15 protein-coding genes are annotated in these 16,293 nt (G+C 73.9%); 8 read left to right on the top strand and 7 right to left on the bottom strand.

Annotated elements, in window-relative coordinates; translation table 11 throughout:
- Positions 1-12: 12 nt before the first annotated feature.
- From ABGB11_RS14405 to ABGB11_RS14380, 6 genes are read right to left on the bottom strand one after another with little or no spacing between them, the layout of a single operon-like run.
- Positions 13-747 carry a Clp protease N-terminal domain-containing protein gene (locus tag ABGB11_RS14405; protein ID WP_347632757.1) on the bottom strand — a complete coding sequence of 245 codons (735 nt, stop codon included), beginning with the start codon at positions 745-747 and terminating at the stop codon, positions 13-15.
- A 49-nt stretch (positions 748-796) separates the two neighbouring features.
- Positions 797-1,723 (bottom strand): NAD(P)-dependent oxidoreductase, encoded by a 927-nt coding sequence (locus tag ABGB11_RS14400; RefSeq protein ID WP_347632755.1) that lies wholly within the window; start codon positions 1,721-1,723, stop codon positions 797-799.
- Positions 1,720-3,225: a class I adenylate-forming enzyme family protein gene (locus ABGB11_RS14395; RefSeq protein ID WP_347632753.1), complete on the bottom strand. Its 1,506-nt coding sequence runs from the start codon at positions 3,223-3,225 to the stop codon at positions 1,720-1,722. The genes ABGB11_RS14400 and ABGB11_RS14395 overlap by 4 nt, the downstream gene beginning before the upstream one ends.
- Positions 3,222-4,391, bottom strand: coding sequence for a cytochrome P450 (locus ABGB11_RS14390; RefSeq protein WP_347632751.1), 1,170 nt, complete (start codon positions 4,389-4,391; stop codon positions 3,222-3,224). The genes ABGB11_RS14395 and ABGB11_RS14390 overlap by 4 nt, the downstream gene beginning before the upstream one ends.
- Positions 4,388-5,143, bottom strand: coding sequence for a glycosyltransferase family A protein (locus ABGB11_RS14385; protein WP_347632749.1), 756 nt, complete (start codon positions 5,141-5,143; stop codon positions 4,388-4,390). Before ABGB11_RS14385 ends, ABGB11_RS14390 begins: the two co-directional genes overlap by 4 nt.
- Entirely contained in the window at positions 5,143-6,144 is a 1,002-nt protein-coding gene (locus tag ABGB11_RS14380) for a ketoacyl-ACP synthase III (RefSeq protein WP_347632747.1), read from the bottom strand. Before ABGB11_RS14380 ends, ABGB11_RS14385 begins: the two co-directional genes overlap by 1 nt.
- 190 nt (positions 6,145-6,334) lie before the next feature.
- Between ABGB11_RS14380 and ABGB11_RS14375 the strand changes: the two genes are divergently transcribed.
- Positions 6,335-7,513 (top strand): cytochrome P450, encoded by a 1,179-nt coding sequence (locus ABGB11_RS14375; protein WP_347632746.1) that lies wholly within the window; start codon positions 6,335-6,337, stop codon positions 7,511-7,513.
- Here ABGB11_RS14375 and ABGB11_RS14370 read toward each other — a convergent pair.
- Positions 7,510-7,920, bottom strand: coding sequence for a hypothetical protein (locus tag ABGB11_RS14370; RefSeq protein ID WP_347632744.1), 411 nt, complete (start codon positions 7,918-7,920; stop codon positions 7,510-7,512). The two genes, ABGB11_RS14375 and ABGB11_RS14370, sit on opposite strands and share 4 nt — an antisense overlap.
- Before the next feature lie 184 nt (positions 7,921-8,104).
- Between ABGB11_RS14370 and ABGB11_RS14365 the strand changes: the two genes are divergently transcribed.
- From ABGB11_RS14365 to ABGB11_RS14335, 7 genes are all read left to right on the top strand, one after another.
- On the top strand, positions 8,105-9,262 hold the full coding sequence (locus ABGB11_RS14365; RefSeq protein WP_347632742.1) for a steroid 3-ketoacyl-CoA thiolase: 1,158 nt from the start codon (positions 8,105-8,107) through the stop codon (positions 9,260-9,262).
- A 75-nt stretch (positions 9,263-9,337) separates the two neighbouring features.
- Complete coding sequence (locus ABGB11_RS14360; RefSeq protein WP_347632740.1) at positions 9,338-10,327, top strand: MBL fold metallo-hydrolase; 990 nt, start codon at positions 9,338-9,340, stop codon at positions 10,325-10,327.
- A 190-nt stretch (positions 10,328-10,517) separates the two neighbouring features.
- Positions 10,518-11,789, top strand: coding sequence for a cytochrome P450 (locus ABGB11_RS14355; RefSeq protein ID WP_347632738.1), 1,272 nt, complete (start codon positions 10,518-10,520; stop codon positions 11,787-11,789).
- A gap of 36 nt (positions 11,790-11,825) precedes the next feature.
- The gene (locus ABGB11_RS14350; RefSeq protein WP_347632736.1) at positions 11,826-13,061 is read left to right on the top strand and encodes a cytochrome P450; all 1,236 of its coding nucleotides are present in this window, start codon (positions 11,826-11,828) and stop codon (positions 13,059-13,061) included.
- 28 nt (positions 13,062-13,089) lie between these two features.
- Positions 13,090-14,370 carry a glycosyltransferase family 4 protein gene (locus tag ABGB11_RS14345; RefSeq protein WP_347632734.1) on the top strand — a complete coding sequence of 427 codons (1,281 nt, stop codon included), beginning with the start codon at positions 13,090-13,092 and terminating at the stop codon, positions 14,368-14,370.
- A gap of 43 nt (positions 14,371-14,413) precedes the next feature.
- A complete protein-coding gene (locus ABGB11_RS14340; protein ID WP_347632902.1) occupies positions 14,414-15,175 on the top strand; it encodes a methyltransferase domain-containing protein in 762 nt (253 codons plus the stop codon).
- Positions 15,165-16,280 carry a prenyltransferase gene (locus tag ABGB11_RS14335; protein WP_347632732.1) on the top strand — a complete coding sequence of 372 codons (1,116 nt, stop codon included), beginning with the start codon at positions 15,165-15,167 and terminating at the stop codon, positions 16,278-16,280. The genes ABGB11_RS14340 and ABGB11_RS14335 overlap by 11 nt, the downstream gene beginning before the upstream one ends.
- Positions 16,281-16,293 lie beyond the last annotated feature (13 nt).

Below are 16,293 nucleotides of genomic sequence, written 5' to 3'. Positions count from 1 at the left end.
GGAACTCATCGGTCAGCCGCTCTCCTTCTGGGCGGTGATGGCGGCCAGGGCCTCGACGATGTTCGCCTCGGCGGCGCCCTTGTCGATGCCCGCCTCCGACAGGACGCCGGTGCCGTTCTCGAACTCCAGGAGTGCGAGGAGCAGGTGCTCGGTGCCGATGTAGTTGTGGCCGAGGCGGAGGGCCTCGCGGAACGTCAGTTCCAGGGCCTTCTTGGCGTCCTGGTCGAAGGGGATGAGTTCGGGGAGGTCCTCGCCCGACGGCGGGAGGGCGGCGGTGGCGGCCTGGCGGACGGTGTCCAGCAGGACGTCCTGGGCGAGGATCGCCTTGCAGGCGAGCGAGTCGGGCTGCCCGATCATGGCGAGCACGAGGTGGGCCGGGGTGATCTCGGCGTTCCCGGCCGCGCGGGCCTGGCTCATCGACTGCACGACCACCTGGCGGGCCCGGGGGGTGTAGCGGGAGAAGCCCTGGGACGGGTCGAGGTCGGGGCCCGACCCCTTCGGGACGAACCGCTTCTGGGCGGCCTGCTTGGTGACGCCCATGCTGGTGCCGATCTCGGTCCAGGAGGCGCCGGAGCGCCGGGCCTGGTCGACGAAGTGGCCGATGAGGTGGTCGGCGACCTCACCGAGGTGCTCGGCGGCGAGGACCGCGCTGCTCAGCTGTTCGAGGGCGTCGGTGTGGACCTTCTTGATGGCGTTGATGAGGTCGTCGAGGCGGACCTGCACGGCCGGAGGCGTCGGTTCGGACATGCGTCAACCATAGGTTGACGCCCCTCGATCGTCAACCCGAGGTTGACGATCACCACCCGGCGGCGCCCGCGAAGGACGTCGGAGCCGGGTCGTAGCCGAACCCCGCCCTGGCCGCGGTGATGTCGAGGGTGCGCTCCACGGCGAGATGGCCGATCGCGTAGCGGGTGAGGCGCGGGGGTTCGGGACGGCGGGCCAGGAGGTACGCGCCTTCGGTGACCGCGGCGAGCGGGCGGGCGGCGCGGGCGGGGACGTAGACGGGACGGGCCCGGACGCCGCGCTCCCGGAGGATCTCCCGGAGCGCGTCGTCGAGGACGACCGGTTCGGCGTCCGCGATGTTGAAGACGCCCGAGGCCACCGGGCCGGCCGCGGCGAGGACGCAGGCCCGCGCGAGGTTGCCGACCGAGGTGAGGCTGACGCGCTGCCGTCCCGTCCCGGCGGCGAGCAGGACCGGGCCGCGCACCGCGGACAGGACGCGCGGCAGGAGCGTCGTGTCGCCGGGCCCGTAGACGGCGTGCGGGCGCAGGATGATCGCGCCGCGGGCGGCGGCCGGCCGTTCGGCGGCGGCCTTGGACGCACCGTAGGCGTTCATGTAGCGGCGCACCGGGGCCTCGTCCTCGCGCGCCATGACGCTCGGACGGTACGGGTCGTACACGCTGGCGGTGCTGACGTGCACGAACCGGGCACCGGGAAAGGTCGCGAGGGCGTTGCACGTCCCGGTGAGGTTGGCCGCGAACAGGTCGGCGGCCGGTCCCCAGTCGGTGGCGCTTCCCGCGCAGTGCACGACCGCGTCGACCCGGGGCGGATCGGCGAGCGGGCCGTGCGCGAGGTCCCACGACCGGTAGCCGGCGCCGCCCACATGCGCGGGGTCCACGGCCGGACGGCGGCCGAACGCGAACGTCGTGACGCCTTCGGACGCCAGCTCCCGGCACACCGCGCCGCCGACGAACCCCGAGGCGCCCGTCACCGCGATCCTCATGGCGCCACCAGGTCGCGCAGCCGGTCGCGGTCGAGCTTGCGGGTGCGTCCGGAGCGGGGCAGCCCGTCCAGGACGACGATGCGGTCCGGCAGGGCGTCGTGGTCGATGACGTCCGGGAGCGCCCGCCGGAGCCTTGCGGGCAGGTCGCCGGGGCCGACGACCGCGAGGACCACCTCCTCGTCCCCGGTCCGCGGGTCCGGCACGCCCACGATGGCGGCCTCGGCCACGTCGGGGAGGGCCGCGATCGACGGCTCGTACAGGCCCGGATAGAGGTTGAACTTGCCGCGGATCAGCATGTCCTTCTTGCGTCCCTCGAGGACGAGGCAGCCGTCGTCCATCCGGGCGAGGTCGCCGGTCGGCAGCTCGGACAGGGGGTCGGCGCCGAGGTAGCCGCGGCAGAGGTTGGGGCCGGACAGCAGCAGCTCGCCGTCGTCCGCGAGCCGCGCGCCGACGCCGCGCAGCGGCGCGCCGAGCAGGTCGCCGGGCGCGGCGTGCGCGAGCTTCTCCTCCGCCGACGCGATCGCCACCGGCAGGATCTCGGTCATCGCGTACACCGACAGGACCTCGGCGGACGGGGCCGCCGCGACCGCGCGCCGCAGGATCGCCGCGGGCGCCGGAGCCGCCCCGAGCAGCACGTACCGGACGGACGGCGGCAGCTCGCCGCACTCGTCCAGGATCTCCGCCAAGTGCACGGGTACGCAGAACGTGTGCGTGGCCTCCCGCTCCCGCATCAGCCGCGCGAAGCCGGCGGGCGGGCAGGACAGCGGCGGCATCGACCACCGCGCGCCGGCGATCAGCGTCGGCAGCCCGAGCATGAGCTGGTCGGTGTGGACGACGTCGCCCGGCCCGAGCGGCAGCCGCTCCCGGAACAGGTCGAGCGCCGCGGCGAGGGACGCCTGCGTGTGGACGACCGCGCGCGGGTTCGCCGTCGTCCCCGAGGTGAAGATCACCGCCGCGGGCGCGTCCGGATCGGGGTCGGGGCCCGGTTCGGGGGCCTCTCCCCGGATCAGCCGCGCGAACGACAGCGCCGTCCTGGGCACGCCCGGCAGGCGGCGGCCGACGTACACGTGCCGCATCCGGCCTTCGCCCGGGACCCGCAGGTCGGCGAGGTTCTGCAGGAGCAGCCCGCGGCGCCGCGCATACGCCCGGACGGGCCGGAGCCGGCTCCCCGCGTACAGCACCGATTCGGCGGCCGACCAGCGCGGGCGCGCCAGCCGCAACCGGGCGGTGAACATCTCCGGCCCCGCACCGGGGTCGGCGAAGACGACCACTCCCCCGGCCGCGACCACGCCGAGCGCGAGCACCAGCGACTCCGGCGACGGCCGCACCGAGAACAGCACCCCGTCGCCCGCGGCGAGCCCGCCGGACAGCAGCCCGTGCCGGACGGCGAGCACCTGCCGCCGCAGCTCGCCGTACGTCAGTTCCGCGCCGTCCCCGGAGACCAGCGCGACGGCTCCGGGCGTCCGGCCCGCCTGGTCGAGGAGCCGGCGGACGAGGGTCATGGCGCGTCCCCCCTGCGGACGGTCAGGTACCGGTACGTGGGGATCAGGACGTTCCGGGCGGCGGCCCGCCCGGTGACGACCAGCGGCGCGGCGGCGAGCAGCGTCCGGGCGACCAGGCGGATCTGGGCCATGGCCAGCGGATACCCGATGCAGAAGTGCGGCCCGGCGCCGAACCACAGGCGGCGCAGCTCGGGCGGGGGCGGGCGGTCCAGGTCGAACGGCCCGTGCGCGCGGCAGCAGTTGTGCGTGGCGATCAGGACCCGCTCGCCGGGGCGGACTCGGACGCCCCCCGCCGTCGCCGGACGGTGCACGCTGCGCAGCATGACCGGCGTCGGCGTCGTGACCCGCATGGCCTCTCCGATGGCCCGGTCGAGGAGGGCGGCGTCACCGGCGACGCGGAGCAGCTGCCCGTGGTCGGCGAGGAGCGCGATCAGGCGGGGCAGCAGCGTGGCGACCGTCTCGGTGCCGGTGAGGAAGAACGCCCCGGCCGCGCCGCGCGCCTCGTCCTCGGACAGGCCGAGGGCCCGCATCCGTCCCATGACCGTGGCCTCGTCGCCCGCCAGGTAGGACTTCGCCGCGATGTCGCCGAGCGGGTCGAGGACCGCGCGGGCGCGCCGCACCTGGGACGGCGACAGCCGCCGCGTCCGCAGCGACACCATCGACACGACCCGCTCGCCCTGCTCGAACAGGTCCCGGTAGGCGGCCTCGGTGCCGCCTTCGAGGCCGATGACCTCGCCGATCACGGTTCCGGCCATGACGCGCGCCGCGTCCACGAGGTCGAGGGTCGCGCCGCGGTCGAGGCGGCCGGCGAGCCGCTCCAGCGGCCCGGCCAGCACGCGGGCGCACAGCGCCTCGGTGTAGGACGGGACGAACAGGTCGGTCAGCCGCCGCCGGAGGGCGCGGTGCGCGTCCCCCTCCATGTTCAGCAGGACCGACGGCCCGAGCACGGGCGTCCACAGGTCGCCGGGCGAGCCGGGCCCGTCCTTGCGGAACGTCTCCCCGTCCATCAGGACCTCGCGCGCCGCCGAGGCGTCGTTGACGACCACCCCGACCCCGGGCACCCGGACGACCGGTCCGCGCCGCGCGACCGCGCGCAGCAGCGGGTACGCGACCGGGTGCGCGGTCAGGTAGAGCCGCTCCTCCCAGTTCACCGGACGCCGGTTCACCGGATGTCCACGACGTCGGGGCGGTAGCGGTGGTCGGCGTACCAGCCGAGCGTCCTGACCAGGCCGAACGCGCGGAGCCGCCGCACGGAGCCGTAGACGATGACGTCGTCGCGCAGCCCGTAGGCGTCGGTGACGTAGCGGACGCGGTTGACGAGCGCGCGGTCCTCGTGGACGTCCTCGATGCGCGTGCGCGGGAAGCCGCCGGACCGCGCGTACAGGTCCGCGGTGATCGCGAGGTTGCAGCCCGGCATCATCACGTAGGGGCCGAGGTAGAGGGGGTCCTGGTTGCCGGGGCGGAACCGCCCGAAGAGCGCGGCCATGTCGATGACGGCCGGCAGCAGGCGCCGCTCCCAGAACTTCAGCGGGAACTCGTCGGTGCGCGGGAGCAACGGCCCGGACACCATCTCCAGCCCGTCGCCGAACGCCCGCTTCACCGCCGCGACCCAGCCGCGGTGGGGCAGGCAGTCGGCGTCGGTGCGGGCCACGTGCGCGGCGCCGGCGGCGATGGCGTGCCGGACGCCGGTGTCGGCGGCGGCGCCGGTCCCCTTCTCCGGCTCGTGGACGATCCGGACGTCGAAGGGCGGGTCCGCGGCGGCGAACTCCTTGACCACCGTGACCGTCCCGTCGGTGCTGCCGTTGTCGACCACGACCAGCGTGAAGGCGGTGTCGGTCTGCTCGGCGAGCCGGTGCAGCGTCGCGCCGATCGACCGCTCCTCGTCGTAGGCGGGGACGACGACCCACAGGCCGCCCATCACAGCTCCGCGAACATGACGCCGAGGCTGACCCCGCCGGCGAGGCCGATCAGCGCGATCCGGTCGCCGGGCCCGCAGCGCCCCTCGGCGCGGGCGGTGGCGATCTGCAGCGGGAGGCTCGCGGACGCGACGTTGCCGTGCTCCGGCAGCGTGACGACCAGCCGGTCGGACGGGATGCCGAGGATCGAGCGCAGCACCTCCAGGTACGGCAGCGTCACCTGGTGGACGGCGACGACCGCGAAGTCGTCCCAGGTGAGCCCGGTCTTCTCCAGCGCGGTCGTGAAGATCTCCGGGCCGTTGGCGACGAAGGCGTCCTTGAGCAGCCGCCCGTCGCCGCTGAAGTAGGTGTGCTCGGGGTCGCGCGGGTGCATCGAACCGCCGGCGGGCAGCGTCCCGATCCGCCAGGCGCTGGAGACGGCGGCGAAGTCGCGGTAGAAGATCCCGCCGTCCGGGGCGGCCTCCACGAGCATCGCGGCGCCGCCGTCGGAGAGGGTGTAGCCGGCGAAGGCGTCCACGAACTGGGCGCGGTCGCGGACGCTCCAGCGGATCGCGCGGGACGGGCTCTCGCCCGTGCAGACCAGGACGCGCTCGTGCTGCCCGGTGCGGATGAGCGCGTCCGCCACCTGCAGCCCGTTCAGGAAGCTGTTGCAGGCGTTCTTGACGTCGAAGACCGGGCAGGTCGCGCCGAGCTTGGCGGCGACGATGTGCGCGGTCGCGGGCTCGATGAGGTCCTGCGAGGCCGATCCGAAGACCAGCAGGTCGAGCCCGGCCGGGTCGGCGGCCCGGTCGGCGAGGGCGCGGCGGGCGGCGGCGACGGCGAGGTCGGACGCCTGCTCGCCGTCGGGCATGACGTGCCGGGCGCGGATCCCGGTCATCCGCTCCACGATCGTGGGCCGCGGCCGGAATCCGGTGCTCTCGGCGGCGACCCGGGCCTCGACCTCGGCGCTGCTGACGGTCCGCTCCGGCAGGTGCGCGGCGACGGCGGTGATGCGGGCTCTCATGGGCTGGGGTTCCCCCGGTTCCTCGTGCTCGGTGTCCGGCCAGACTCGCCGAACCCGGACGCTCCCGATCAGGGAGACCCTACGGAACATGGAGCGGGCGTTGTACCCGGTTCGTGATGAGTACCGCCACTTAGCCGGTTTGAGTAACACCGCGTTTCCGTCCCGGCCCACCGGCGGCCAGAATCGCCGGATGACCAGCATGAAGATCGCGAACCGGCACGAGGCGCGGCTGCTGTGGGCCGCGAACCGGGCGCTGTTCGCCCTCCTGGAGGCGGCGCGCCACACGGGCCCGATCGCGCGCGTCCCCAGGCTCGGGTGGGTGGTGACCGATCCCGTCCTGGCCCGGGACGTGCTGAACGACCACGCCGGTTTCGGCATGACCGGCGAGGGCGGCGTCGGGCATCTGTGGACGCAGCTGTTCGGGGACGAGATGGGCCGCTTCTTCGGCGGCGCGCGGCACGCGGAGATCCGCACCGGCGTCCGGGACCTGTTCACCGAAGACGCCGCGCGGACCCTGGTGGAACGTTCCCAGGGCGCCTCCCACGCCGCGCTCGCCGACCGCCTCGCCACAGGCGCGGACGTGGACGTCGCCGACGCCGCCCGCGTCCTCGCCGGGCGGATGGTCGCCGACCTGCTCGGGCTGCCCACCGGGCGGTCCGACGACGCCTGCCGCGAGCTGTTCGCCGCCGGGGAGCGGCTGGCCCGGCTCGCGCTCGGCACCACCGCGTCCACCGACCTCGACCCGGCCGTGCTCGCGAAGGCCCGCGCGATCGTGGCCGGGCTCACCGCCGCCGTCCCGGACGCCTACCGCGCGGCGGGGCCGGACACCCTTCTCGGCCGGTGCCGCGCGATGGGCCTCGGGCTGCCGCTGAGCCGCGGCCTGGCGACCCTGCTGGTGATCGCCGGGACGGAGACCGGCGCCTCCGGGACCGCCCGGACCGCGGCGCTGCTGCACGACACCGGCCGGCAGCGGGCGCTGCTGGACGACCCGTCGCTCATGGACGCCGCCGTCCGCGAGGGCCTGCGCGTCGCGGCCCCCGCCCCGCTGATCGGGCGGCACGTGTCCCGGGACGCGACGGTCGGCGGCCGGCGGCTCCGCGCGGGCGAGCGCGTCCTGCTGCTGGTCCACCGGGCCACCAACGGCGCCGGCCCGTTCGACGTCCACCGCGGGTACGTGCCCGAGACGCGGCAGCTGTGGTTCGGCGGCGGCCGGCACCTCTGCCTCGGTGCGGCGGTCGCGCGGGTGCAGGTCGCGCGGATGCTGGGGACGCTGCTGGCGGCCGGGCGCCCGTACCGGATCGTCTCCCGGCGCCCCGCCCGGCGGGTGCTCGTCCCGGCGTACGCCGAACTCCGGGTGCGGCTCGCCTAGATCTCCGGGATGCCGGTCGGCGGCGTCTGCGTCGCCGGACCGGTCGGGGCCGGGCCGGTCGGGGTGGGGCCGGTCGGGGTGGGGCCGGGCGCCGGGGAGTGGGTGATCGTCGGGCCGACCGGCGGGGCCGGCTCCTCGGCGCGCGGCGCCGAGTTCCACCACCAGAGCGCGATGGAGATCGCCAGCAGCACCAGCACGGCCCCGATGAGCTGGAACACGGCCATGCGGTGGCTCGTCTCCCCGCGGCGGCGGAACCGGCCGCCCGCGGCCCGCCGGGCGGACCGCCGGGACCGCCGCCGCTCGCGCCGGCTCGGCGGGCGGGCCCGCTCGCGGGCGGACGGCTCGGTGAAGACCGCGCTCCGGACGAAGTCCTCGTCGAACACGGGATCGTCGAAATCTGCGGCCATGGGGCCCTCCGGCGCGGGGGGATCGTCGCACCCAGGCTAATGGACGCGTCCGCGTGCCCACAGGGGGCGATCCGCGGCCGCCGCCCGCGCCCGGCGCCGATCCCTTTCACCGGGACCCACTCTTCCCCGGAAAAGTTAGAACACGTTACAGTCGAAGGCGAATCGCGTTCTAGAAGGAGACCGCATGGGTACCCCGGTGATCGTCGAGGCGGTGCGCACGCCGCTCGGGAAGCGCAACGGCTGGATGGCGGGCCTGAAGCCGATGGCCGTCCTCGCGCACGCGCTGAACGCCGTCGTCGGCCGCGCCGGCATCGACGCCGCCGAGGTGGAGCAGGTCTTCGCGGGCTGCGTGACGCAGGCCGGCGAGCAGGGCGGCCACATCGGCCGCTACTCCTGGCTGTACGCCGGGCTGCCGTGGCAGACCGGCGTCACCACGATCGACGCGCAGTGCGGGTCGTCGCAGCAGGGCGTGCACCTCGCCGCGTCCCAGATCGCGGCCGGGGTCGTGGACGTCGCGATCGGCTGCGGCGTCGAGGTGATGAGCCGCGCCCCGCTCGGCACCAACGTGCTGCCCGCCAACCCGCGCCCGGACGACTGGTCGCTCGACATGCCGAACCAGTTCGAGGCGGCCGAGCGGATCGCCGCGCGCCGCGGGATCACCCGCGCCGACCTCGACGCGTTCGGCGCCCGCTCCCAGCAGCTCGCCGCCAAGGCGTGGGCGGACGGCCGGTTCGACCGGGAGGTCGCCCCGATCACGGCCCCCGTCCTGGACGCCGAGGGCAACGTCACCGGCGAGACCCGCGAGGTCACCCGCGACCAGGGCCTGCGCGAGACGACCGCCGACGGGCTCGCCGGGCTGAAGCCGGTGATGCCGGAGGCGCTGCACACCGCGGGCACGTCCTCGCAGATCTCCGACGGCGCCGCCGCCGTCCTGCTGATGTCGGAGGAGAAGGCCGCGGCGCTCGGCCTGCGGCCCCGCGCCCGGATCAGGACGCAGGCCCTCGTCGGCGGCGAGCCGTACTACCACCTCGACGGGCCGGTCCAGGCGACCGAGCGCGTGCTGCGCAGGTCCGGCATGGCGATGGGCGACATCGACATCACCGAGATCAACGAGGCGTTCGCGTCGATCGTGCTGTCGTGGGCGTCGGTCCACAGGCCGGACATGGACCGGGTCAACGTCAACGGCGGCGCCATCGCCATCGGCCACCCCGTCGGCGCCACCGGCGCCCGGCTGATCACCACCGCGCTGCACGAGCTGGAGCGGCGCGACGCCGGCACGGCCCTCGTCACGATGTGCGCGGGCGGCGCCCTCTCCACGGCCTCGATCATCGAGCGGATCTGAGCGGGCATCCTGGACTCCGGCCCCGGCGACCGTCGCCGGGGCCTCGACCCCTGACAGGCGCGAAAGGCGGTCTCGGTGCAGCCGGAACCTGAAGATCTCGGCGGCGGGCTGTGGAGCGTTCCCGTCCCCATCCCGGACAACCCCCTCGCGTACACGCTCGTGTACGCGGTGGAGAGCCCGCGGGGGCCCGTCCTGATCGACGCGGGCTGGCACCACGAGGACGCCTGGACGGCCCTGTGCGACGGCCTCGGCACGTTCGGGATCGACGTCGCCGACGTGCACGGCGTGGTCGTCACCCACTTCCACCCCGACCACTCGGGCCTCGCCGGCCGCGTCCGCGAGGCGTCCGGCGCCTGGATCGCCATGCACCACGCGGACGCCGGCATCGTCCGGCTCTTCAACGAGGTCGGCCAGGGCGGCCGCCGCGCGTTCGAGCTGACCGCGCTGCGCCGCGCCGGCGCGGCCGAGTCGGAGCTGAGCGGGCCGAGCCAGCAGACCCGGGTCGCCCCGCCCGCGATCCCCGACCGCGAGCTGTCCGACGGCGACCTGGTCGACGTGCCCGGCCGCCGGCTCCGCGCGGTCTGGACGCCGGGCCACTCCCCCGGGCACATCTGCCTGCACCTGGAGGACGGCGACCGCATCTTCACCGGCGACCACGTCCTGCCCCGCATCACCCCGCACATCGGCCTCTACCCGTACGACACCCCGGACATCGACCCGCTCAGCGACTTCCTCGGGTCGCTGGACAAGGTGTCCGCGATGTCGGTGGAGGAGGTCCTGCCCGCCCACCAGTTCCGCTTCACCGGGCTGTCCGCCCGCGCCCGCGAGATCATCGACCACCACGAGCAGCGCCTCGCCGAGGTGGCGGCGCTCCTGTCGTCCAGCCCCATCACGCTGTGGGACCTCACGGCGGGCCTCACCTGGCGCCATCCCTGGGCGGACATGGCCCAGCAGGCCCGCCGCATGGCCGCCGCGGAGGCCGCCGCCCACATCCGCACGCTGGAGACGCGGGCGGTGGCCCGCCGCGAGGGCACCGACGACCCGCTCCGCTACGTCCTGCGCTGACCGTTCCCGTCCACGGCCCGCAGGCGGACGAGGGGGCGCGGGCCGGATGCGGCACGGGTCGCTCCGGCGCGGGGGCCTTGATGAGACTGGAGTCTCATGTTAGAACCTGTTCTAGGTGCGCGCACCCAAGCAAGCGCTCAAACGGCCTGTTCGCCTCGTGTGGTCTCCACCCCGGCACGAAGGATCTTCCATGGCAGTCGCGACGTCTCCCGTCTCCGCCCACCGGGCCTTCCGAGCTCCCGAGATCGACATCATCGACCCCGGCGTGTACGAGCGCGGGGGCATCCCGCACCGGCAGTTCCAGTGGCTGCGCGACAACGACCCCGTGCACTGGCACCAGGACCCCAACGAGGGGGTCCCCGGTTTCTGGGCGATCACCCGGCACGAGGACGTCGTCGCGGTGTCGCGGCGCGCCGACCCGTACTCCTCGCACGTGCGGTCGGCGATGTTCGAGGAGTTCTCCGACGAGGACATCGCGCTCTACGGGCAGATGATGCTGTTCCAGGACCCGCCGGACCACACCCGGCTGCGGTCCATGGTGAACAAGGGCTTCACGCCGCGGATGATCGGGCGGTTGCAGGACCACATCCGGCGGATCTGCAAGGAGCTGATCGACGAGGCGGCGCCGCTCGGCGAGTGCGACTTCGTGGAGAAGTTCGCGGCGCCGCTGCCGCTGTACACGATCTGCGAGCTGCTGGGCGCCCCGCTGGAGGACCGGGAGAAGATCTTCCACTGGTCGAACAAGCTCGTCGCGTTCAACGACCCCGAGTTCATCGAGGGCCGCGAGGAGTCGACGCTGTGCGCCGCCGAGTTCGCCGAGTGGGGCGGGCGGCTCGCGGCGGCCCGCGCGTCCACGCCGCGCGACGACATCGTGACCAAGCTGCTGCAGCCCGACGCGGACGGCGACACGATCAGCCCGGAGGAGTTCCAGCTGTTCATCATCATGCTGTCGATCGCGGGGAACGAGACGACCCGGACCGCGACCGCCGGCGGGATGCTCGCCTTCTTCGAGCGGCCGGACCAGTGGGAGCGGCTGAAGGCGGACCGGAGCCTGCTGCCGAAGGCGGTCGAGGAGATCGTCCGCTGGGTCAGCCCGATCAACCAGTTCCGCCGGACGGCCCTCGTCGACACCGAGCTCGGCGGCAAGGAGATCAAGGCGGGCGACAAGGTGGTGCTGTTCTACGGCTCCGCCAACATGGACGAGCGGGTGTTCGAGAACCCCTTCTCCTTCGACGTGGGCCGCGACCCGAACCCGCACCTCGGCTTCGGCGGCGGCGGCCCGCACTACTGCCTCGGCACCCACCTCGCCCGGATGAACCTGCGGATCATCTTCGAGACGATCCTGGAGCGGATGCCCGACATCCGGCTCGCCGGCGAGCCGCGCCGGCTGCGGTCCAACTTCGTCAACGGCTACAAGGAGATCCCGGTGCGGTTCACGCCTTCGGCTCCTCTCGGGGGTTGACGGCGCCCATCACTCCGGACAAGGAGGTTCGAGGCGATGACCACCACCCCCGACATCGAACTGGTCGATCCCAGCGCGTACGAGCGCGGCGGCGCCCCGCACGAGCAGCTGGCCTGGCTGCGGGAGCACGAACCGGTGCACCGGCACCACGGCGATCCGGAGCGGGACTACCCGCCGTTCTGGGCGGTCACGCGGCACGAGGACGTCGTCCACGTGTCGCGGCATCCGGAGGTCTTCTCGTCCTGGCGGCGGCTCGCCCTGTTCGACGAGCCGCCGGAGGAGCATCTCGTCCTGCAGCGGATGATGATGCTCAACCAGGACCCGCCGGAGCACACCCGCAAGCGGAGCATCGTCAACCGGGGCTTCACTCCCCGCGCGATCGGCGCGCTGGCGGAGCACATCCGCGGCATCTGCCGGACGCTCGTGGCCGAGACCGCCGAGCGCGGCGAGGACGCCGACTTCGTCCGCGACCTGGCGGCGCCGCTGCCGCTGTACGTGATCTGCGAGCTGCTGGGCGCTCCGCCGGAGGACCGGGAGAAGATCTTCCACTGGTCGAACACCCTGATCGGCGGGGACGACCCGGAGTTCCAGCGGACGCCGGAGGAGGGCCAGGCCGCGGCGACCGAGCTGTACGCCTACGCCAACGTCCTGGCCGCCGACCGGCGGGAGAACCCCCGCGACGACATCGTCACCAGGCTGCTCCAGCCGGACGCGGACGGCGAGGTCCTGACCGGGGACGAGTTCGAGCTGTTCGTCATGCTGCTGTCGGTCGCCGGGAACGAGACGACCCGTAACGCGGCGACCGGCGGCATGCTCGCCCTGCTGGAGCATCCCGAGCAGTGGGCGCGGCTCAGGGCGGACCGGTCCCTGGTCCGCACGGCCGTGGACGAGATCGTCCGCTGGGTCACGCCGGTCAACCTGTTCCGGCGGACGGCCGTCCAGGACACCGAGCTCGGCGGCAAGAAGATCGAGGAGGGCGACAAGGTCGTCGTCTTCTACTCGTCCGCCAACCGCGACGAGGCCGTGTTCGCCGACCCGTACTCCTTCGACGTGGGACGGGACCCGAACCCGCACCTCGGCTTCGGCGGCGGAGGGCCCCACTTCTGCCTGGGCTCGCACCTTGCCCGACTTGAGCTGAGTGTGCTCTTCGAAACACTTTTGGACGCCATGCCCAATATTGAACTCAGCGGTAACGTACGCAGGCTAAGGTCTAGTTTCATCAACGGCATAAAGGAAATGCCGGTGCGCGTGCGACCGGCGTCCCTCGACTGACGGGAGTGGTGCGTGAACAGGGCCTGGCGTGGGTGAGGCAGGCGAGGCGGGCGGCCCGTTGCGGGTGGCCCTGCTCTCGTACCGGAGCAAGCCGCACTGCGGCGGGCAGGGCGTCTACCTCCGGCATCTGAGCCGGGAACTGGTCGATCTCGGGCACACCGTCGAGGTCGTCTCGGGCCAGCCGTACCCCGAGCTCGACCGCGAGGAGATCACGCTCACCAAGCTGCCGAGCCTGGACCTGTACCGCGACGAGGACCCGTTCCGCACCCCCGCCCTCCGCGAGTTCCGCGACTGGCTGGACGTCCTGGAGTTCGCGCACATGAAGACGGGCGGCTTCCCCGAGCCGCTGACGTTCAGCCTGCGCGCGCTGCGGCTGCTGCGCCGGCGCCGCCGCGACTTCGACGTCGTGCACGACAACCAGGTCCTCGGCCTCGGCAACCTCGGCATCGCCCGGCTCGGGCTGCCCCTGGTGACCAGCATCCACCACCCGATCAGCGTCGACCGCCGCATCGAGATCGAGGCCGCCCGCGGGATCAAGCAGAAGCTCGGCAAGCTCCGCTGGTACGGGTTCGTCGGCATGCAGTCGCAGGTGTCGCGGCGGATCGGCCCGGTCCTGACGGTGTCGGAGTCGTCCAAGGTCGACATCGTCAAGGACTTCAAGGTCGACCCGCGCGACATCGAGATCCTCCCGCTGGGCGTCGACACCCGCGTCTTCCACCCGCGCGGGGAGCGCGTCCGCGGCCGGATCGTCGCGATGGCCAGCGCGGACGCGCCGATCAAGGGCGTGGACGTGCTGCTGCGCGCGGTCGCCAAGGTCGCCACCGAGCGGGACGTCCACGTGATCGTGGTGAGCCGGCCGCAGAAGGACGGGCCGACCGAGAAGCTCGTCCGCGAGCTGGCTCTCGGCGACCGCGTCCGGTTCGTCAGCGGCATCGGCGACGAGGAGCTGGGCGAGCTGCTCGCGTCCGCGGAGATCGCCGTCGTCCCGTCCCGCTACGAGGGGTTCTCGCTGCCGGCCGTGGAGCACATGGCGTCCGGGACGCCGCTCGTCGCCAGCCGCGCCGGCGCGCTGCCCGAGGTCGTCGGCGACGCCGGGATCCTCGTCCAGCCCGGCGACGTGGAGGAGCTGGCCGCGACCCTGCACCGCCTGCACGACTCCGCCGAGGAGCGCGCGCGGGCGAGCGCCGCCGGCCTCGCGCGCGTCCAGGCGCGGTTCGCCTGGCCCGCCGTGGCGCAGGCCACCGTCGAGCACTACCGGGCCGCGATCACCCAGCAGAACTACCGGCGGCTCGCCGCCGGGGGCAAGTGAGGGAGCGCCCTCCCGGCGGCCCCAGTACGGAAGGAGCACGACCCTGCTGACCGTGGATTTCCAGCGGTTCCGCGTCTCTCCCGGAGACCGCGTCCTCGACATGGGGTGCGGCGCCGGGCGGCACGCCTTCGAGCTGTACCGCCGGGGTGCGCACGTCGTGGCCTTCGACCAGGACGCCGGCGAGCTGGCCGGGGTCGAGACGATGTTCGGGGCCATGCGCCTCGAAGGCGAGGTCCCCGAGGACGCGACCGCCGAGACCGTCCAGGGTGACGCGCTCGACCTGCCGTTCCCCGACGACCACTTCGACGCGATCATCGCGTCCGAGGTGCTGGAGCACATCCCCGACGACATGCGGGCGATGCGCGAGCTGCTGCGCGTCCTCAAGCCGGGCGGGAGGCTCGCGGTCACGGTGCCGAGCTGGCTGCCCGAGCGGGTGTGCTGGGCGCTGTCGGAGGACTACCACACGGCCCCGGGCGGGCACGTGCGGATCTACACGCGCGCCGAGCTGGAGGCCAAGCTGAAGTCGACCGGCTTCAAGATCGGCGGGCACCACCACGCGCACGGCCTGCACGCGCCGTACTGGTGGATCAAGTGCGCGGTCGGCGTGGACAACGACGGCAACCCGCTGGCCAAGGCCTACCACCAGATCCTCGTGTGGGACATCATGAAGCGGCCGCTCGCCACCCGGCTGGCCGAGCGCGTGATGAACCCGCTGATCGGAAAGAGCGTCGTCGTCTACTCCGCCAAGCCCGCGGTCCCCGGCACGCCCGCGGCCCCGGCCAGGGAGACGGCGGATGCGGTCTGAGACCGCGCCGCCCGCAGTCCCCGGAATCCTCACGACGGACGAGATCGTCGCGACGGCGCGGAGCATCGCGGCGCAGCAGGAGGCGTCCGGCGCCATCCCGTGGTTCTCCCCGACCGGCGGCGTCCCCGGCCATGTGGACGCCTGGAACCACGTCGAGGCGGCGATGGCGCTGTCGGTCGCCGGGCTCGGCGCGGAGGCCCGGCGGGCCTACGAGTGGCTGCGGGGCGTCCAGCGGCCGGACGGGTCGTGGCCCGCGAAGTGGGTGCTCGGCGAGGTCACCGAGCCGGGCGGCGAGTCCAACCACGCCGCCTACGTCGCGGTCGGCGTCTGGCACGAGCTGCTCAGCACCGGCGACGAGCGCTTCGCGCGGCACATGTGGCCGGCGGTCCGGCGGGCGATCGACTTCACGCTCGGGCTGCAGACCCGGCGCGGCGAGATCATCTGGATCCGGCACGAGGACGGCGGGCCGGCCGACCACGCGCTGCTGACCGGCTGCTCGTCCATCTACCAGTCGCTGCGCTGCGCGGTGGCGCTGGCCGAGCACCTCGGCGAGCACCAGCCGGAGTGGGAGCTCGCCGCCGACCAGCTCGGGCACGTGGTGGCCGCGCACCCGGAGGCGTTCGCCGACAAGAGCCGCTGGTCGATGGACTGGTACTACCCGGTGCTCGGCGGCCCGGTGCGCGGCGCGGACGCGGCCCGCCGGTTCGAGGAGCGGTGGGACACCTTCGTCGTGCCGGGCCTCGGGTGCCGCTGCGTGTCCGACCAGCCGTGGGTGACGGCGGCGGAGAGCTGCGAGCTGGTGCTGGCGCTGGACGCGGCGGGCGACCGCGACCGCGCGCTGGAGCTGTTCGCCACCATCCAGCACCTCCGGCACGAGGACGGCTCGTACTGGACGGGCTGGCAGTTCGAGAACGAGCGGCACTTCCCCGGTGACCGCTCCACCTACACGGCGGCGGCGGTCGTCCTCGCGGCGGACGCGCTGGCGGGCGCGTCCCCCGGCTCCCGGCTGTTCAAGGAGATCGCGGGACGGCCGCTCGGGCCGTCGGAGGCGTCCGACCCGCTGGCGTGCGGGTGCGCGCTGGTGGCGGCCGCCAACCGCGTGTGAGGCGCCTCAGGGG

Source organism: Actinomadura sp. B10D3 (genome assembly GCF_039871695.1).
Taxonomy (GTDB): domain Bacteria; phylum Actinomycetota; class Actinomycetes; order Streptosporangiales; family Streptosporangiaceae; genus Spirillospora; species Spirillospora madurae.
The sequence above is the reverse complement of the archived record's forward strand: the minus strand, read 5'-3'. Positions and strand labels throughout refer to the sequence as shown.